Source organism: Deltaproteobacteria bacterium IMCC39524 (genome assembly GCA_029667085.1).
Taxonomy (GTDB): Bacteria; Desulfobacterota; Desulfuromonadia; order Desulfuromonadales; family BM103; genus M0040.
On record JARUHJ010000003.1, the window covers coordinates 1 to 17,516 of the forward strand.

Annotated in this window: 19 protein-coding genes; 9 read left to right on the top strand and 10 right to left on the bottom strand. The window is 52.2% G+C overall.

What is annotated here, in order from left to right:
- Window positions 1–2: 2 nt before the first annotated feature.
- The 3 genes from P9J64_08090 to P9J64_08100 all read left to right on the top strand — a co-directional run bounded on the left by P9J64_08090 (window position 3) and on the right by P9J64_08100 (window position 2,983).
- Complete coding sequence (locus P9J64_08090) at window positions 3–182, top strand: hypothetical protein (GenBank protein ID MDG5468278.1); 180 nt, start codon at window positions 3–5, stop codon at window positions 180–182.
- Window positions 183–1,568 carry an MFS transporter gene (locus tag P9J64_08095; GenBank protein MDG5468279.1) on the top strand — a complete coding sequence of 462 codons (1,386 nt, stop codon included), beginning with the start codon at window positions 183–185 and terminating at the stop codon, window positions 1,566–1,568. It abuts the gene before it with no gap.
- Window positions 1,569–1,672: 104 nt separating this feature from the next.
- The gene (locus P9J64_08100; GenBank protein ID MDG5468280.1) at window positions 1,673–2,983 is read left to right on the top strand and encodes a hypothetical protein; all 1,311 of its coding nucleotides are present in this window, start codon (window positions 1,673–1,675) and stop codon (window positions 2,981–2,983) included.
- Between the two features lie 285 nt (window positions 2,984–3,268).
- Here P9J64_08100 and P9J64_08105 read toward each other — a convergent pair whose 3' ends face one another.
- The 8 genes from P9J64_08105 to sthA form a co-directional block, all read right to left on the bottom strand.
- Window positions 3,269–3,433: a hypothetical protein gene (locus tag P9J64_08105; GenBank protein MDG5468281.1), complete on the bottom strand. Its 165-nt coding sequence runs from the start codon at window positions 3,431–3,433 to the stop codon at window positions 3,269–3,271.
- 26 nt (window positions 3,434–3,459) lie between these two features.
- Entirely contained in the window at window positions 3,460–4,263 is an 804-nt protein-coding gene (locus P9J64_08110; protein ID MDG5468282.1) for an inositol monophosphatase family protein, read from the bottom strand.
- A 196-nt stretch (window positions 4,264–4,459) separates the two neighbouring features.
- Complete coding sequence (gene queF / locus P9J64_08115) at window positions 4,460–5,290, bottom strand: NADPH-dependent 7-cyano-7-deazaguanine reductase QueF (protein ID MDG5468283.1); 831 nt, start codon at window positions 5,288–5,290, stop codon at window positions 4,460–4,462.
- A gap of 147 nt (window positions 5,291–5,437) precedes the next feature.
- Complete coding sequence (locus P9J64_08120) at window positions 5,438–6,292, bottom strand: M48 family metallopeptidase (protein MDG5468284.1); 855 nt, start codon at window positions 6,290–6,292, stop codon at window positions 5,438–5,440.
- Complete coding sequence (locus tag P9J64_08125) at window positions 6,289–6,768, bottom strand: YbjQ family protein (protein MDG5468285.1); 480 nt, start codon at window positions 6,766–6,768, stop codon at window positions 6,289–6,291. The genes P9J64_08120 and P9J64_08125 overlap by 4 nt, the downstream gene beginning before the upstream one ends.
- A gap of 9 nt (window positions 6,769–6,777) precedes the next feature.
- A complete protein-coding gene (locus P9J64_08130; protein ID MDG5468286.1) occupies window positions 6,778–7,092 on the bottom strand; it encodes a YbjQ family protein in 315 nt (104 codons plus the stop codon).
- A gap of 106 nt (window positions 7,093–7,198) precedes the next feature.
- Window positions 7,199–9,235: a UvrD-helicase domain-containing protein gene (locus P9J64_08135; protein ID MDG5468287.1), complete on the bottom strand. Its 2,037-nt coding sequence runs from the start codon at window positions 9,233–9,235 to the stop codon at window positions 7,199–7,201.
- 257 nt (window positions 9,236–9,492) lie between these two features.
- Window positions 9,493–10,896 carry a Si-specific NAD(P)(+) transhydrogenase gene (sthA, locus tag P9J64_08140; protein ID MDG5468288.1) on the bottom strand — a complete coding sequence of 468 codons (1,404 nt, stop codon included), beginning with the start codon at window positions 10,894–10,896 and terminating at the stop codon, window positions 9,493–9,495.
- A 615-nt stretch (window positions 10,897–11,511) separates the two neighbouring features.
- Between sthA and P9J64_08145 the strand changes: the two genes are divergently transcribed.
- Both P9J64_08145 and P9J64_08150 read left to right on the top strand, forming a co-directional pair.
- On the top strand, window positions 11,512–11,709 hold the full coding sequence (locus P9J64_08145; protein MDG5468289.1) for a hypothetical protein: 198 nt from the start codon (window positions 11,512–11,514) through the stop codon (window positions 11,707–11,709).
- Window positions 11,710–12,025: 316 nt separating this feature from the next.
- Window positions 12,026–12,409, top strand: coding sequence for a PilZ domain-containing protein (locus P9J64_08150; GenBank protein MDG5468290.1), 384 nt, complete (start codon window positions 12,026–12,028; stop codon window positions 12,407–12,409).
- Between the two features lie 518 nt (window positions 12,410–12,927).
- Here the strand turns inward: P9J64_08150 and P9J64_08155 are convergent.
- Entirely contained in the window at window positions 12,928–13,431 is a 504-nt protein-coding gene (locus P9J64_08155; GenBank protein ID MDG5468291.1) for a ferritin-like domain-containing protein, read from the bottom strand.
- 159 nt (window positions 13,432–13,590) lie between these two features.
- Between P9J64_08155 and P9J64_08160 the strand changes: the two genes are divergently transcribed.
- The 4 genes from P9J64_08160 to P9J64_08175 all read left to right on the top strand — a co-directional run bounded on the left by P9J64_08160 (window position 13,591) and on the right by P9J64_08175 (window position 16,752).
- Entirely contained in the window at window positions 13,591–13,785 is a 195-nt protein-coding gene (locus tag P9J64_08160) for a hypothetical protein (GenBank protein ID MDG5468292.1), read from the top strand.
- A gap of 9 nt (window positions 13,786–13,794) precedes the next feature.
- A complete protein-coding gene (locus P9J64_08165) occupies window positions 13,795–14,070 on the top strand; it encodes a redoxin domain-containing protein (protein ID MDG5468293.1) in 276 nt (91 codons plus the stop codon).
- A 76-nt stretch (window positions 14,071–14,146) separates the two neighbouring features.
- Window positions 14,147–14,596, top strand: a complete 450-nt coding sequence (locus tag P9J64_08170) for a pyridoxamine 5'-phosphate oxidase family protein (GenBank protein MDG5468294.1) — start codon at window positions 14,147–14,149, stop codon at window positions 14,594–14,596.
- Entirely contained in the window at window positions 14,593–16,752 is a 2,160-nt protein-coding gene (locus P9J64_08175; protein MDG5468295.1) for a PEP/pyruvate-binding domain-containing protein, read from the top strand. Before P9J64_08170 ends, P9J64_08175 begins: the two co-directional genes overlap by 4 nt.
- A 12-nt stretch (window positions 16,753–16,764) precedes the next feature.
- Here the strand turns inward: P9J64_08175 and P9J64_08180 are convergent, their stop codons facing one another.
- Window positions 16,765–17,340, bottom strand: coding sequence for a chalcone isomerase family protein (locus tag P9J64_08180; GenBank protein ID MDG5468296.1), 576 nt, complete (start codon window positions 17,338–17,340; stop codon window positions 16,765–16,767).
- Window positions 17,341–17,516: the final 176 nt, after the last annotated feature.

Here is a 17,516-nt window from a genome sequence, read left to right on the forward strand (position 1 = left end):
GGCTGGAGGCTGGAGGCTGGAGGCTGGAGGCTGGAGGCTGGAGGCTGGAGGCTGGAGGCTGGAGGCTGGAGGCTGGAGGCTGGAGGCTGGAGGCTGGAGGCTGGAGGCTGGAGGCTGGAGGCTGGAGAATCTATAAAATTATGATGATTTTTAACAAGCTTTTTCACGCCACAGGGGCCTAAATGACACAGCAGGTCTCCAGAACAGCGACCCTCCTGGTCGTCTGCACCGCCCACTTCTTGATGCCCTTCATGATGTCTGCGGTCGGGGTTGCACTGCCTGCTATCGGCCGTGATTTCAACGCCAGTGCCATGCAGCTAGGGCTGGTGGAAACCACTTATGTCCTTTCGGCGTCGATTTTCCTCTTAGCCATGGGCCGTATGGGCGACATCTACGGCCGCCGCCGCATCTTCCAGTACGGTATCGTCGTCTTTACCCTCGCCGGAGGACTGCTCTCCCAGGCCTGGTCGATTGAATCGATGATTGTCATGCGCTTTTTACAGGGCATGGGCGGTTCCATGGTTATGGCGACCACCTTCGCTATCGTCGTTTCCGTTTTCCCTGCCGAAGAACGCGGCAAGGCCCTCGGTATCGCCGTAGCCAGCGTCTACGCTGGCATATCCTGCGGGCCCTTTTTCGGTGGGGCGCTGGTCACCGCTTTCGGTTGGCGTTCCATTTTCTATCTGGCCGTTCCGCTCGGCTTGGTCACTTTCGCCGTTTCCTGCGCCAAGCTGCGCGGCGAATGGGCCGAAGCCAAAGGAGAACCTTTCGACTGGCGCGGTAGCCTGGTTTACGCAGCTGCAATTCTGCTATTGATCTGCGGAGCCTCGAAATTGGACAAAGGTCTATGGGCCTGGCTGCTGGCTTTGTGCGGTACAGGGGGCTTGATCCACTTTCTGATTCTTGAATCGCACACCGAGTTCCCTGTTCTCAATGTCAACCTGTTGCGTAGCAACCGGGTGTTTGCCTTCTCCAACCTGGCGGCCATGCTCAATTACGCCGCAACGTTCGGGGTCACTTTTTTCCTGAGCCTCTACCTGCAATACGTCAAAGGCTTGAACCCCCGCGAGGCAGGAACCATTCTCATCATTCAACCAATCGTGCAGGCGGCCTTCTCACCACTCTGCGGACGACTCGCCGACCGTTTCTCCGCAGCCACCGTGGCGACCATAGGTATGGGCCTTTGTGCTGCCGGCCTCGCCATCGCCGCCAGTATCACGGCCACAACTTCGATATTGCTGGTCATGGTGATGCTGGCAACCCTGGGTCTTGGCTTTGCGCTCTTTTCCTCACCCAACATCAGCGTCATCATGGGCAGCGTGCCTCCCCGCTACCTTGGTGTCGCCTCCGGCCTCAACAGCACCATGCGCACCCTGGGCATGATGGGCAGCATGACGATTATCACCATCATCTTTTCAATCTTCATGGCTGACCAAGCCGTGACCACGCAGACTCAACCCCAGTTCCTCGCCAGCATGCACACTGCACTCGTAACCTTCTCGGCCCTCTGCATCGTCGGCATCTTCTTCTCAATTGCCCGCATTAAAAAGCAACCGGACCCGAAATAATCGCCCTAGCGGGCAAAAGCCACTGCAACAAATCGCGACAAACCGGAAAAACTCGGTAAGATTAAAATAAGACTTTACCGACAGGCTTAACTTCCGGAAATGCCATGAAGAGCCAGAAACCGAAGATATCTCCACTCTTTCTCAGCCAGTTTGAAGTTGACGAGACCGTACCCTTCCAGCGCCACCTGAACCGGCTCGAAGTTGAAATCGGCCAGGAAGACTACAGCCGGTTGAAGCGTGTTGAGTTGCTTGATGAGGTCCCGGATGAAGTCTCTTTTGCCAGCATGGTAGAGATCACCGAGCGTCTGCTGAAAAGCACCCAGAACAATTACAATCGTGTTCTTTTAAAGCGTCTGCAGGCTCGTATCTACCTCGACCCCATCCACTATTCCATCTACTACCGACTGCCGGATCGCTGCCTGCGCTTCGTCGCAACCTGGCGCAAGGAGGTCCTGCAGCGCTTCTTTGCCGAAGTCCCGACCAGCGATTCCGGTTGGCAGCCCTGCTCCCATGCCCTGCCTGAATTTGAAGCTCGCTTTCTACCGGACGCCGCAGGTGGCGTCCTGCTCTTGCGAAACTTGCAGCATGTCGACCGTCAACAGCGGCCTCTGATCACAGCAAGCCACGGCCCTTACGATCCGCACACCCTCGAGGTGACACTCTACTTCCTACGCACCGGCAAAGGCGGCTCGGCAATTATCAACCTCGGCTTTGCCGGGCGCGAGCCCTTAACCGATGAAAATCTTGCTCAACTGGAAGGCTGGGGGGTCCCACTCAACCCGAGCAATATCGACGTCATCTATCCCTACATTGATGAGCACGGCCATCCTTACTGCTACAAGCTCGAAGAAGGCTTGCCCGGCTATGTTGCCGAACTGGAGATAAGCTTACCGGACCTGGTGATAGATATTCATGGTTGTGTCGGGACTTTCACCGACGATCGGCGCGTCGTGGTGGGCCTCGGCGGCCTGCCGCCCTTCCGGATCCCCGAGCAACTTGGGGAGTTACACCGTAAAAAAGACGTCTTCTATCTCCAACCTCATAACGAGATGCAGCAAGGCCTGACCCTGGTGCGTGACCTCTCCGAGGAAATGTACGTACAGTTCTGTGCCGACACCCATCACTGTTACAACTTTGCACTGCTCGGCGGCATGCAGCTGCTCGGCACACAGATCGATCCGCGCATCGACACCGACAGCCTGCTCGAAGGGGAAGAGCGAGCTTTTTTACCGAATGAGGACCTACGCTGGCTGCCGGGCGCCGGAGCCAACGCCCTGCAGCGCATTGCCGCACACAAGCTCAACCCGGCCAGCCAATGCCTGCATGTCGAAATCCCTACCGCAGTACGCCGCAAGATGGTACTCAAATTACGTTCTCTGGAGATTGAGTCTTCGCTTGATGCCAGTGGTTTGTAATTTGAATTGCGGCGGGGGCCTTTGACGCAAAGACGCAAAGGGTAAAAAGAAACAAGACCAAAGATAATACGAGACAAGAACAGAAATCGGCCGCAGATAAAATCTGAAAACCTCTGATAAAGTCAGTATAAAAGGCCTTAAAGGTTTTGATTTGTATCCTGTTTTATCAGCGGCCAACAATGATTAAGCCTTGGCTTTTTTGCTCTTGTATTCTGGAAAAGCCTCACAAAAAAAGGCAGCCAACCGGCTGCCTTTTCGGTAACATAAACTCGCATGAACGAGTCTTTAGTAGATCACGATATAACCATGCTTAGTGGCAATGCTGGAGATTTCCAGAACATCTTCAATCTGGTAGGTCTCACCATCAAGCACGAAGGTGTAGCCACCGTCAGGGTTCTTTTTGGCGAGATCAATCAGGTATTCAAAGCTGGCCGTTTTTACTGTTTCCATAACGTCCTCCCCAGAGCTGGCTCAAGTCAGAGCAGAGCCATAACCTCTTTATGCAATTCCTTGTTGGCCGCAGCAACCACAAAGCCACCGCCGATCGGTGTCTTGCCGTCAGCATCGGTGATCACGCCCCCTGCGGCCTCTATAATCGGAATCAGCGGCACGATGTCGTAGGGTTGCAGGGTATCCTCAACCACCAGGTCGACCTGGCCGAGCGCCAACATGCAGTAGGAATAGCAATCGCCGCCAAAACGTTGCAGACGCGCTTTCTCAGAGACCCTGCGAAACGCTGCCAGGTTGTCCTGGTTGGCGAACATGCTCTCGTGGGTGCAATAGAGGAGTGCCTCTGCGAGGCGAACCTGCTGCCGTGACTGCATGGCGAGCGTCTGGCCCTTACCTTCTAAAAAAGCTCCGGCGGCACTGCCGTAAAAAAGCTCCCCCGTTGCCGGTTGATACATAAGCCCGACAAGAACCCGGTCTTCCTGCTGCAAACCGACCAGTATCCCCCAGGTTGGAAAACCGCTGATAAACGCTTTGGTACCGTCGATCGGATCGACGATCCAGTTGACCTCCGTGGTCCCGGGCGTTGCCCCGTCCTCTTCGCCGATCACCCCGAAATCAGGGCAGTAGCGAGTCAGCTCTTCACGCAGATAAGCCTCAACTTCTCGATCTGCCTGGGTCACAGGATCGAAGCTGCCTTTGCCGAGCTTGTTGTCCACAGCGAGTGTTTGACGGAAATAACGCAGGGCAATTTCACCGGCACCACGCACACCCTGTTTCGCAAAGCTCAAGGCCTCGGCAATATTCTGTTCTGTCAAAGGGGTCCTGTTCATAGCTTCGGGGTCCTGTAAACGAAAGATACTCTTCGAGGTATTCTATAGGAAAACAGGTTTCTCATCAAAACAAAGGTTTTACAATCAAGCCTTACTCTTTAACCAACAAGACAAAACCTATTTCACTCGCCTTTCGCTTCTCTCTGTGCCCTTCGTGCTCTCTGTGGTGAAAGCTTTTATATAAACAACGATTGAACTATTGCCGAGCCAGCCGCAAATTCTCCACATCGAACTCGAAGTTACTGCGATAGGGATTGATATCCAGACCTCCCCGGCGCGTGTAGCGAGCGTAGACTGTCAGCTTCTCCGGCTGGCAGAAACGCATCAGGTCGTTGTAAATCCGTTCAACGCACTGTTCGTGAAATTCATCATGTTGGCGGAAGGAGATCAGGTAACGCAGCAAAGCCTCCTGGTTGATTTTCGCACCCTGATAATGAATCAGGACACTCCCCCAATCGGGCTGACTGGTCACCAGACAGTTGCTTTTCAGAAGATGGCTATGCAGCGTTTCGTCAACCAGCGTCCCTGCATCTGCAGCGGCGTTAAGAAGTTCTTCATCCAGAGCGTAATTATCGACCTCAATATCAAGATCATCGATGCACTCCCCAGGCAATGTCGCAAATTTTTCTGCGGCAAACTCTGCGGCAGCCATTAATCGGACATCAACCGGCGCACCGGCGGCGCCTCCAAGATCCTGACTGATCAGGGCACGCACTGCTTCAAAATCGTCGAAACGGGTCTGGTTAAACGAGTTGAGATAGAGCTTGATCGATTTCGATTCGATCAGGTTGGACGATTCGCAGGGGATACGGAACTCACCCATGGCAACCACCGGTTTTCCCTGAGGGGTCAACCAGGAGAGTTCATAAGCGTTCCAGATATCCACACCGCGAAACGGTAAATCATCAGACAAGCCAAGCTCATCGCGCTTCAGTTGGCGAGGGATTGGGCAAAGCAGACCGGGATCGTACTCCGAGGTGTAGGTCGTAGCTTTCCCCAGTGGAAGATTGTCTTCAAATTCATTCATGGTATTCCCACTTTGCCAGATCAGGTGGCGATTTCAACTTAAAAAGACTGATTCTATAATCAAAAAAAGTTTAACGCAAAAGCGCAGGGGAAAAGCTTTTGCCTTAAGAGAAGAGATAAAACTGTTGAGCTTCAGCTTTTAAAAGGATCATTGATCGACCGCAGTCTCGGCTTCTTGTTCAGGCTCAGTTTCACTCAAAAGGTCGTCCCCAAGCGGTGCGTTCTTTTCAACAGGGTAACCATTTTCACGAATCAGACTTTGCAACTCTTCAATCCGGTCTTCCGGGTGCGGGTGTGAAGCCAGCAAGTAAGGAACGCGGCGACCGGCCTTCTTGCCCACCCGGGCGAAGAAATCCGTTGCGCCTCCGGCGTGTCCAAAGCTGTTCACCAACAGCTCTAGACCGAAGCGGTCTGCGTCTGATTCCTGCTGGCGCGAATAGCTGCTTTCGGTGACCAGGAAAAGGTTACTCACCAGGCGACTGATTGCGCTGTCTTCGCCAAACACCAACATGGCCGCAACGGTCAAACCTAGACCACGCCCCAGGCGTTTGAGGTGATCGCGATGGGCAAAGTGGCCCAACTCGTGAGCCAGCACCATGGCCAGCTCATTTTCCGACTCAGCCTGTTCCACCAGGCCGGAGAAAACCACGATATGGCCACCGGGCAGAGCCAGAGCGTTAACCTCCTCGTTTTTCACCAACTGCACTGTGAAGGTGTACTGGTGCAGAGGCGAATCTGCGGGCAGGTTATCGAGCAGCCTTTGCAAACGACGCCGCAAGGCCTCATCCTCGTTGGCCTCAAAGGAATCGACGAAAGGCTCACCGAGCCAGACTTCTGCCTTGATCGGAATTTTTGCTACGGCCAGATCGGCGGTAACGCCGAGGACCAGATAAAAGACCAGGGCCAGCAGCAGCATGCCACCGACCAGCCAGGCCAGTTCAGCCAGAGGATGGGTTTTCGAGACATTAAGATTTTCGTCGATATGTTTCGGGGTGAATTTCACGGCCGGTTCATGACCACTGCGGTACCATAGGCGAGTGCTTCGATACTGCCTACACTGTTCTTCTTGTTCGCAGAACGACCGATCGTCGACGTCTCGAGACGCAGGTTGACGATCATATGTGCGCCCTTGGACTTTGCTTCTTCCTTCATGCGCAGGATTGCTTCACGACGAGCACGATCGATCAGGGATTCATAAGCTTTGACCCGCCCACCAAAGAAGTTGCGCAGAATCGCCAGCAGCCGTTTGAAGTAGTCGTTGGAGACCACCATGCTGCCACTCACCAGGAACGACTCTTGGACTGCACCATCAGCAAAACGGCCTTCGGCGGTAACCAACATCAACTTGATCAGCTCTTTTTCACGCTTGATGATCGATTTATAATGACGCTTTTCGGCAATCGTGCCGCAGGAATAGCCCATCACCAAAAAAAGCAGAAAGAGAAAGAGGTCAAGGTTGCCGAGAATTCCTTCCAGCATCGTTGACCTCTACTCGACCCGCACAGCGGTGCCGTAGGCGAAAAGCTCGGCGGCGCCCTGGGCGACTGAAGATGTGGCAAAACGGATATTGACGACCGCGTTAGCCCCCATCAAGCGGGCCTGCTCGGACATGCGGTCCATCGCCTCCTGCCGTGATTCCTGGAGCAACTCGGTGTAACCTTTCAGCTCACCACCAACCAGGTTCTTCAACCCGGCCATCATGTCCCGGCCGAAGTGTTTGGCGCGTACGGTACTGCCCTGCACGATACCGAAATGCTCAACGATCTTTTTGCCGGGCACACTGCCGACATTGGTCATAATCATGGGAACTCCTAGTAAGTATAGCTTTAAGCTGTAGGGCTGTAAGCTCTAAGTAAAGGTAAGCCTTAAAGCTAATGGTTTACAACTTAAAGCTGGCCGTTTTGCGCTCCTATTCTGCCTCTTCTCCCATCAACTTGGCAAGCATATCCGACATGCTCAGCTCTTCCTCTCCATCGACTAGGTGGAACCCGGCCCTGGCCTCTTCCTGACGCAGTTCTTCAGGAATTTCGGCCAGAAAGCGGCTGAGTTCACGGGGCTCGTCCTTGCCGTATTTTTTGCGCACATCGGCGTGCAGGATGGTCAGCTTCTCCCGGGCGCGGGTGATGCCCACATAACAGAGGCGGCGCTCTTCATCGACGTCAACACCCTCGGAGACGGTTTTTTTGTGCGGCAAAAAACCTTCTTCGAAACCGGGCAGAAACACATGGGGGAACTCCAGCCCTTTGCTCGAATGCAGGCTCATCAAAACCACGGCATCCTTGGCTAACTTCTTCTCCTTGCTGTCTGTTCCCGGCTCGTCTCGATCAAGCAATGCGATCTTTTCGAGGAAACCGGACAAGGTCGGCTTGCCCTCACGCTCTTCATAGCTGGCAAGGGCGTTGACCACTTCCTGCACATTTTCGATGCGGCGCTCGATCTTTTCACGTGAGTCCGGGTCGCGCCGCAGTTCCTCTTCGAGACCGATAGCAGCGATGAGATCCTTTGCTGTAGAGGCAAGTCGGCCGCCGCCGCGAAACCAGCGCTTGTGCTCCTCGATCAGAGAGACAAACTTCTCCAGGGCGTCCGAGGCCTTGGCATTAATACCGTCGATCATGCGCGCCCTGCGAATCACTTGCCAGAGGGAGTCTTTACTGGAGACCGAGGTGCGAATCAAAAGGTCGGCGGTGGTACGACCGATGCCGCGACGCGGATAATTGAGGATGCGCAAGAGATTGACTTCATCGTAGGGATTGACCATAAAGCGCAGGTAAGCGATAGCGTCCTTGACTTCCTTGCGATCGAAAAATTGCTGACCGCCGATCAACACGTAAGGAATTTCTGCAAAGCGCAGTTCCTGCTCGAAGACCATGGTCTGGGCATTGGTGCGCATCAGAATAGCATGAGACTTATAGGCCATCTTCTTGGTGCGCACATTATGATTGATCCGCTCAATCACCGCCCTGGTTTCATCCTCGGCGTCGATGCACTTGACCACACCGATTTTTTCACCCTCGACACCCGCCGTCCAGAGCGCTTTCTCTTTGCGCTTCTGGTTGTGTTTAATCACCTTGTTGGCAGCGTTGAGGATATTGGCCGTAGAGCGATAATTCTGCTCCATTTTGATGACGTGAGCCCCGGCAAAGTTCTTTTCAAAATCAAGGATATTGCCCGGATCAGCGCCGCGCCAGCCATAAATCGATTGGTCATCGTCCCCAACCACGCAGAAGTTGTTCCACTTGCCGGCGAGCCTCTGCATCAAGGTAAACTGCGCGGTGTTGGTATCCTGATACTCATCAACCATGATGTACTGGAAGCGGTCCTGGTAGCGTGCCTGAACCTCGGGGAATTCGTCAAAGAGCCGCACCACCAGCATGATCAGGTCATCAAAATCAACCGCATTGTAACTTTTCAGGCTTTTCTGGTACTCGGGATAAACCTTCTGCGCCATCTCACCAATGACATCACCGCGCATGAATGGTCCAAACTTCTCCGGTGGCAGCAGACTGTTCTTGGCGTCGGAAATCTTCCAGAGAATGGCGTCGGGCTTAAGACCGTGATCAGCCTTGATGTCGTTCATCAAGTCCCTGATCAGACGCTGCTGATCAGAGGCACCATAAATACTGAAATTGCGCTTGTAGCCCAGATGTTCGATATCTTCACGCAAGATGCGACAGCAGAGCGAATGAAAGGTCGAGATTTGGATCCGCTCCGTCTTGGTTTTCCCCGCCAGACCGGCAACACGCTCCCTCATTTCCTTGGCGGCCTTATTGGTAAAAGTCACCGCCAGAACACGCTCCGGATCAATACACTTCGACCCGACCAGGTGAGCCACCCGGTGCGTGACCACATTTGTCTTGCCGGAGCCGGCACCGGCCAACAGAAGAAGCGGCCCCTCCGTATGTAAAACAGCCTCAAGCTGCTGAGGATTTAGAGAATCCAAACTCATAATTGAAGCCTGTTTGGCAATGCATCGACAGAAATATCCCCGCCGCAAAAAGCGCCCGGATAGGAATTGGACATCAAGTTGTCTCCCTGGAAGAATCGGGCCGGATGATGACCGGAATCGGTGACTGGTGTGACCCTGAAATGTGCTCGCAGATACTATGCAAAGAAGAGGAAAAAGGCAAGGGACAAGCTGTAAGTCTGTAAGCTTTTAGATCTATAAGTTTTAACCCTAGAGATTACAGATTAAGGCTTAAAGCTTTACAATCTATTGTATCCGTTCAGCGCGGCAACCCGATAAGCTTCAGCCATGGTTGGATAATTAAAGGTCGTATTGATGAAATACTTGATGCTGTTATTGGGTGCCGGCTGAGCCATGATCGCCTGGCCAATATGCAGAATCTCCGTAGCATTGTGACCGAAACAGTGGATGCCAAGAATCTCCAAGGTCTCGCGATGGAAAAGTATTTTCAGCATGCCGGCTTTATGCGAAGTGATCTGACCACGGGCCAGGTTGCGAAAGAAGGAACGGCCCACCTCGTAGGGAACTCTCTGTTCGGTCAACTCGCGCTCCGTACCACCGAGGCAGCTGATCTCCGGCAGCGTGTAAATACCGGTCGGGATATCCCTGACCAGACGCTCATCGCAAGAGCCTTCGGCGATATGCGTCCCTGCGAACCGCCCCTGGTCGTAGGCTGCGCTGGCCAGATTGGGGAAGCCAACAATATCACCCACCGCGTAGATATGCGGCTGAGCGCTCTGGTAGGCCTCATTGACCTTGATATTGCCACGATGATCAGGCTCAATCCCCAGCGTTTCGAGACCCAGCCCTTCAGAATTTCCGGTGCGACCGTTGGCCCACAACAACATGTCCGACTTGATCACCTTGCCGGTTTTCAAATGCAGGACAACACCATGATCATGAACTTCAACCCGCTCGTATTCCTCGTTCTGACGAATCATCACCCCCTGCTCATCGCGCATGTGATAACTCAAAGCGCTGCTGATCTCGTCATCAAGGTACTCGAGCAGACGTTCGCGGGTGTTGACCAGATTGACCTTGACCCCGATATTCTTAAACGCCGAAGCATACTCGCAACCGATCACTCCGGCACCATAAACTGTCAGGGTGGCAGGAAGTTCCTTCATCTGCAGAATCGTGTCGCTGTCCATCACGCGGTTGCCATCGAAAGGCACATCTTCGGGATGATAAGGGTGGGAACCGCTCGCGATGACAAAATAATCGGCTGAACAGTTGCGCATGTTCCCGGCCAGGTCAGAGATTTCAATATTATGCGGATCAATAAAACGTGCCTGCCCTGCGATGATTGTAATGTCGTTGCGCTCGTAAAAATCCTCACGATCGCGCACCTGGTTATCAACCACATTCTGCATTGCAGTCATCAGATCATCACAGGTCACACGGCCGGGATGGCGACCGCGATCAAAAAGACGGTTTTTCTTTTCATCGGCGTATTTCTGCACCACATGAATAAAACTCTTACTCGGGATGGTCCCCAGGTGTGTGCAACCGCCACCGACCAGCAAATGATTCTCGACAATGGCAACAGACTTGCCCGACTTGGCCAGCTTGATCGCCGCCCCCTCGCCACCGGGACCACTACCGATCACGATCGCATCGAAATGATTTTTCTGTGCTTCCATAGTCATTTTTAACTCTCGTTATGAAGGTAAATAGACAGACTCATTAAGGATAAAGGAAAGCGGGGAGTTTGCAATAGCTCTTATATCGAAGATCAAAAATGTTCCACACTTCACAAGTCTGAAACACTTTCAAGCAACAAAGGACTTGCCGGATATTGATTTTACCGCTATGGCGCCAGTTCCAACAAAATAAGCCATTAAATATCTTGTCTAGAAAAAAAGCCCCACAGCCAGGAGGGACTGTGGGGCAACGGGTTCTATGGGTTTTGCTTAGGAGGTAGAACATGAAGAACTATGCTCTGGTTAATACCTTACCATTCTGGTCAGACATGTCAACAAAAAAAACGGTACAAAAAGCCCCTTCAATCTTCGGGTCGGGGTCTTTCTTACCTTGCAGGGTTAGAAAAATTGTCTATTTCAGACCGACAGAGCACCACAAAACCATGTCGGGGGACAAATAAGTTACGCAGGAGAAGCCCATCAAACATTGATGGGCTTCTCCTTGTGAGAGATATTTGAGAGGCTTGTGCTATAGATCAACCTCATGTCACATCATTTGATGCCTTGCTGGCTTTTTGTCCAGGGTGTTGCCATTCAATTGGAAGTCTTGAGGAAATGAAAATTAAAGCACTTCTTTGTCTGGGCCTTCTGATCCAATTGACAGGCTGTACAGGAATGGTCTTTAAAAAAAATCCATCCCTCATCAAGGAACAAGCCAGCAAACACTCAGACAAGGGCCTCTTTCACACAAAAGGTAAAAACAGCTGGCACACTAAGCACATGTTGGCGTGGATTGAGCTGTCCAAAGATTGAAAGAAAAGATAAGAAAACATTCTTCAAATCGACTTCGACGACCGATGTCATCACTAAATCTCTTGGAGGGGGTTATGTGTAAATATGTAAGTAGTTGTAGCTTTTATCAAGAGTTCGCAAGCAGAGAAAGTTTCGTCTGGAAAGCAATGGTCAAGAACTACTGTGACGATGGGTGTGAGTGTGTGCGACATAGGACCTATGAAGTTGAGGGGACAAAAGACCTTCCGGCAACGCTCCTGCCTTCTGGGTCTCATGCCTCAAAAGTTTTTTTGGCTCTGTCCTGAGAACCCAAGGACATTCCTAAGGCGTAATAAATATGATGAAGGCTACAATGCAATCTAATGATGGATATAAACCTGAAAGGCGTTCCAGCATTCGGATTAATGCGGAAATACGAGTTTACTATGGCGCTTGCACCAGTAAGCTACTTACAGGCTACAGCATAGATTTGAACACCAACGGGGTTTTCCTCGTTACAACCTGTCCATTTGATGTTGATGATAATGTGAAACTGAAACTATTTATACCTCTACAAGAGGAGATAATAGTCTCTTGCGTTGCACGCGTTGCATGGATAAATCATGAGAACAACCCCCCTAAGCCTGAGTATCCAGCCGGTGTCGGTTTGCAATTTGTCGACATAACACCGGAAGACCTCTGCTCAATAGTGGGGTTCATAAAGATCAAAGCTGCTTTGTAGAATACCTGTAGGATTAGCGTGGAGTGGGGAGTATGACTGAGATTGGATCGATAACTTCATTGTGTGATAATTGCCAACAGCTTAACGATGTCTCCTTAAACTATTTCATGGAAATCGATGGTAGCTTCAATAAGTCCGTTTTAGCTACGTGCCAAAATTGTAACAGAGATTATATTGTCACACTTGGTGAATCCCTGGAGCGATAATCATTTCTCATAAGTCACGATATCCAGTGAACTTACAGCATCTTCCCTTCTACATCATTTAACTTTCTCTGCAACTCATTCTTGACTTTCCTACGGATACCTAACACACTTATTCGCGGGAGCGTTGAATGCTTCAAGCGCTTTTTGGCCTCTCGGCCTCACTAAGACAAACAACCAGAAGAGTCTCCGGAACCGCCAGGGAACCTTTGAAAACACGATGACCACTCTGCCGGCCCAGCGAGCAAACATTTAAGAACCCACAACTCCGACAGTCCGACCCCAGAAGCCCGATGGGGGAATGATAGTGATCGACTAAGCTTTGAACGCCGAAAGCATCAACTCAAAGTCTTCAAGGAGCGCCTGCAAATCCTCTTCATGCTCTATCTCCTGTTCTATAATCTGCAGGGCAATGTTGTAAGTGACGGGATCCTTGTCTTTGGTCATGTCCATCAGTTCTTTGTAAACACTGATGGCACACTGCTCACCGGCTATATTCTGCACCAGAAGTGTTTTCACGAAGGGATCATCTGGCGGTTCGTAAGCACAGTTTGTGAGCTTGAACCAGTCGCGCGGATCGGTCACAGGATCACCGCCCAACTGGATGATGCGGTTGGTCACCAGCAGAGCATGATTCAGCTCTTCCGTCGCGTGTAGTTCAAGTTCGGCAATCACCGCTTCCTTCATCGGCCCTTTAGCCACTTTTGCACCGGCCCAATACTGATAATAAGCCAACCATTCATCGGCGTAAGCCTTACGCAGCACAGAGATCAGTTCGTCAACATCCAGCCCGACTATTTCTCGACCCTTGCTTCCCATAATTCCTCCTGATGTTTTGTTTATTATGATGACACTCCATAATACTACCCTGTTTGCGTCGAGTTTCCAGAGCCGTCAGGAATTTCAGTCACACCTTATTGGAGGGCGCCCTTTGCATCGTATGTTTTTACGCTATAGTTGCTGGGAAAGGAGAGAACCATGAAACGTATGCTTTGTGCAGTAATCGTCATCGCAGTAACCTTGCTGGCATCAACAGTGACAGCCCTCGAGGTCAACTCTCCGGCACCAGATTTTACGGCATCATCCACCCAGGGAGTAATTACCCTGAGTGAACTATTGGTCAAAGGACCTGTGCTTTTGGCATATTACTATGCCGATTTCAGCTCGGGCTGAACGAGTGAAATGAAAGCTTTTCAAAACGACATTGCGCGTTTTAAAGAGTTGAACGTCCAGGTTCTGGGCGTCAGTTCCGACTCGCTGAAATCCCACCAGGCCTTTTCTGATCAACTCGGTCTCAGCTTTCCCCTCATCGCTGATGACGGCAGCATAAGCAAGATCTACGGCAGCGGTCGGGTGACCACGCTGATTGACCAGCAGGGTATTGTGCGTTATGTCCACAAAGGCATGCCGGACAACGAAAAGTTGTTGCAGGAAGTCATCAATTTACAGAGTTATTAGAACCGCACCCAAACTCCCTGCCTTTGTAGCCAGGGAATGAAATGTTCAGCAACCACAAACCCGGGGGACCCTCATAATGATGGATGCAGAGGAATGGCGTCTGGTTCTCAAGCTGCTCAAAGAACAGGCCTTTGGCGTTTTGGGCACCAACCACAAGGGGCACGCGTATGCCAGCCTAGTTGCTTTCGCGGCCACGGCTGACGTACGCTTCATCTACTTCGCCACAACGCGCGCAACCCGCAAATACCTCAACCTTGCCGCCGACGACCAGGTTGCCCTATTGGTCGATAATCGTGCCGATCAAGCTCTGGCCCTTTATGAGGCGGCGGCAGTCACAGCCTATGGCACAGCGAAAGAAGTCGTGGCCGCAGAGCGCGCTGAAGTTTTGCAGAGCTACCTGGCCAGGCACCCGCAACTGAAAACCTTTGTTTCGTCACCAACCACGGCCATATTCAGCATCGAAGTCGAGTGCTATCACCTGGTTCAGCGCTTCCAGAACGTCAAAGAATTTCGGATGAAGCGATGAACTTGCTGATTCCCTTTACAGACCTCAGCCGGGAGGCCGTCAAATCCTTTGGTGGCAAAGCCATGATGCTGGCGCGTTTGCAGCAAGAGGGCTTTATGGTTCCGGCCGGATATTGCCTGCCGGTGAGTGTCTATCATGACTTCCTTGTTGAAACCGGCCTCGACGCGTTCATAACCATGGAGCTGCAGCGCAAGGATTTTCGCGCGATGCGCTGGGAGGAGCTCTGGGATGTCTCCCTGCGAATTCGCAACCACTTCCTCTCTCGCGCGTGGCCAAAGGTGATCAAAGAGAAACTGCTCAAGGACTTGAGCGAAGGTCCGGCCAACTGGTCCTCGGTGGCCGTTCGCTCCACGGCTCCCGGAGAAGATTCAGCAAGCCAGTCTTTTGCAGGTCTGCACGAAAGCCGCGTTATGTTGCAGGGGGCAGAGGCCATTCTGGAGGCGATTCGTATTGTCTGGGCATCACTCTGGTCGGATGGCGCATTGCTCTATCGGCACGAACTTGGATTGGATCCTGGCAAGAGTGGTATGGCCGTAATCATCCAGGAGATGGTCGTCGGAGAGGTGTCCGGGATACTCTTCACCCGAGCACCCCAGGACGGCAGCGTCATGATGGCCGAGGCGGTCTGGGGTTTGAACCAGGCTCTCGTTGATGGCTCCATTGAGCCTGACCGCTGGCAATTCAATCGTGCCACTGGTGCCGTAACCGAAAAGCATGAAGTTGTTCACACCGTCGCACTGCGGCCTACGACACACGGCACCGAGTTGTCTCCCCTCGGGGAGGCACAAAGAGGACAATCACCCTTTGATCCCGTCCTTTGTCGGGAGCTGTTCCAGGCAGGGTGTCAATTGGAAGCCAGCCTCGGCCAGGCCCTCGATATCGAATGGACCTATTCTGACAAAAACCTGCATATTCTCCAGGCACGCCCGATCACAACGTCTTTGCAGACTGAAGAAGGTGATGAACGGCCCTGGTACCTGAGCCTCCATCGTAGCCTCGACAACCTTGAAGCATTGCGCATGGAACTTGAGCAGCAGGTCTTGCCGGGAATGGATCATGACGCAGAGAAGATGAGTGCTGTCGAACTGTCTCACCTTAGCAACCGGACTCTTGCCGGGGAGTATCTCCGCCGCAGGCGAATTCTGGACAAATGGCTGAGTGTCTATAAAGAGAAGTGCATACCGATGGCTCACGGCTTACGACTGTTTGGTGAGTTTTACAATGATTTGCTTAAGCCTGAAGATCCGCATGAGTTCATCAACCTGCTGCATTCAGATGATTTGCTCGCTGTAAAACGCAACCGGCAACTGCGCGAGATCGCAGAACTGCTGCGAAACGACCATCGCCTGTTGCAGCAGCTTAAAGACGGCCGTGGGCTTCCGGACGGGAGCCATCTGAAATTGAGGCTCGAAGCGTTTAACCACGAATACAGCGGTATTAACTGGGTTTTGCCCCAAGAGCTGGACCTGAGCTCCTGGCTGGTGAAGTTGGCCGAGCAGGATAGCGACGACAAAGGCAAGGGTTTAAAGCAGGCTGACAGGGAACAATCCTTTTTCGACCAGGTGCCTGAAACAGAACACGGCATGGCAGACCGAATTCTGGCGGTTGCCAAAGCCAGTTATCTCCTGCGAGACAATGACAATCTCTATCTGGGCAAGGTCAGAGCCGGTGTTTCCGCTGCCGAGCAGGAAATTCGCGAACGGATTGGTTACGGGGTATCAGAAGGCCTTGATAAAATTCTGCCTGAGACAACAGAAAAAAAAGTCTTTTCAAGGTATGAATCGCAGCGAGAGCCCGTCGAAAGCCCTGACACCTGGCAACTCGCCCGTCAACTGGTTGGTCAACCCGCAGGGCCCGGGGTCAACTCAGGTCCGGCAAGGGTTCTGGATAATGCAAGCGTCCTGACCGATTTTAAAGCGGGGGAGGTTTTGGTCTGCGACGCCATCGAGCCAAACATGACCTTCCTGGCGCCGCTGGCCGCAGCGATCATCGAACGCCGCGGCGGCATGCTGGTCCACGGTGCGATCATTGCCCGTGAATACGGAATCCCCTGTGTCACAGGCATTCCGGAGGCAACCAAAGTCATCAAGTCAGGAGACCAACTTACCGTCGACGGTTATCTCGGCATTGTCACGATTGATCGAGGTGAAGACTAAATCTTTTTGGGCTTAATCCGTATCCAACAAAAGATCTCTGAAGCCTTTGCTGATCGGCTCGTCACCCAGCCAGATACCGAAATATGCAATCGCAAAATCGGCCCCCGGGACATGTCCCAAAGGCTGTTCGTTGAGCCTAAGCTCGGTGCCCTTTCCAGGAAGGTAATTGATGCTGTAGCGATCGCCGGGTTTTACATCCCGAAAGAACCCGTAAAAAGTCTGTAACCGTTTTTCCAGTGCTTGATACTCTGCCGGCAAGAGATTGTCTTGCAGAAGCTTGTCTGAAGCCTCCGCAAAACCTTTGCCCTCAATCTCACGGAAATAGGAGAGCTCGAGTCTTTTCGGGATGTCGTTCGACCAACGCTTCCCGGGAACGCCCCTGGGAAGGTAGAGGGCCCCGGCGTAGACGTCGAACAACATCGCCCATTTCAAAACCGCGGCGCCATTAAGCTTAAACTCAGTTTGATCGACGACCAGAGTGTCACTGAAACGAACACCCTTGATCTCAAGCGCCTGAGCAAGACCGGTCATCGCGACAAGCATGACCACGACCAGCCAAAGTTTCTTAAATGAGGCAATTTTCCGCACGACTCGCTCCTTCACTCATGTTGTTACAGTTCTACCCATCATAACAGATGCTTGCCCACCACTGCACGCAGATGGCTCATTTTTCCTGTTAAACGTATGAAAACATTGCGCTTTATCAAAAATCGGCTAGAATTTTTAAGGTTTCCTATTTGACGTCAAGACAAATCCTTCAAACA

Bases quoted from the DNA above. Each gene is read 5' to 3' on its own strand.
- P9J64_08095 (MDG5468279.1), top strand. From the start codon at position 183: ATGACACAGCAGGTCTCCAGAACAGCGACCCTCCTGGTCGTCTGCACC.
- P9J64_08100 (MDG5468280.1), top strand. From the start codon at position 1,673: ATGAAGAGCCAGAAACCGAAGATATCTCCACTCTTTCTCAGCCAGTTT.
- P9J64_08105 (MDG5468281.1), bottom strand. From the start codon at position 3,433: ATGGAAACAGTAAAAACGGCCAGCTTTGAATACCTGATTGATCTCGCC.
- P9J64_08110 (MDG5468282.1), bottom strand. From the start codon at position 4,263: ATGAACAGGACCCCTTTGACAGAACAGAATATTGCCGAGGCCTTGAGC.
- queF (MDG5468283.1), bottom strand. From the start codon at position 5,290: ATGAATGAATTTGAAGACAATCTTCCACTGGGGAAAGCTACGACCTAC.
- P9J64_08125 (MDG5468285.1), bottom strand. From the start codon at position 6,768: ATGCTGGAAGGAATTCTCGGCAACCTTGACCTCTTTCTCTTTCTGCTT.
- P9J64_08130 (MDG5468286.1), bottom strand. From the start codon at position 7,092: ATGATTATGACCAATGTCGGCAGTGTGCCCGGCAAAAAGATCGTTGAG.
- P9J64_08135 (MDG5468287.1), bottom strand. From the start codon at position 9,235: ATGAGTTTGGATTCTCTAAATCCTCAGCAGCTTGAGGCTGTTTTACAT.
- sthA (MDG5468288.1), bottom strand. From the start codon at position 10,896: ATGGAAGCACAGAAAAATCATTTCGATGCGATCGTGATCGGTAGTGGT.
- P9J64_08145 (MDG5468289.1), top strand. From the start codon at position 11,512: ATGAAAATTAAAGCACTTCTTTGTCTGGGCCTTCTGATCCAATTGACA.
- P9J64_08150 (MDG5468290.1), top strand. From the start codon at position 12,026: ATGATGAAGGCTACAATGCAATCTAATGATGGATATAAACCTGAAAGG.
- P9J64_08155 (MDG5468291.1), bottom strand. From the start codon at position 13,431: ATGGGAAGCAAGGGTCGAGAAATAGTCGGGCTGGATGTTGACGAACTG.
- P9J64_08160 (MDG5468292.1), top strand. From the start codon at position 13,591: ATGAAACGTATGCTTTGTGCAGTAATCGTCATCGCAGTAACCTTGCTG.
- P9J64_08165 (MDG5468293.1), top strand. From the start codon at position 13,795: ATGAAAGCTTTTCAAAACGACATTGCGCGTTTTAAAGAGTTGAACGTC.
- P9J64_08170 (MDG5468294.1), top strand. From the start codon at position 14,147: ATGATGGATGCAGAGGAATGGCGTCTGGTTCTCAAGCTGCTCAAAGAA.
- P9J64_08175 (MDG5468295.1), top strand. From the start codon at position 14,593: ATGAACTTGCTGATTCCCTTTACAGACCTCAGCCGGGAGGCCGTCAAA.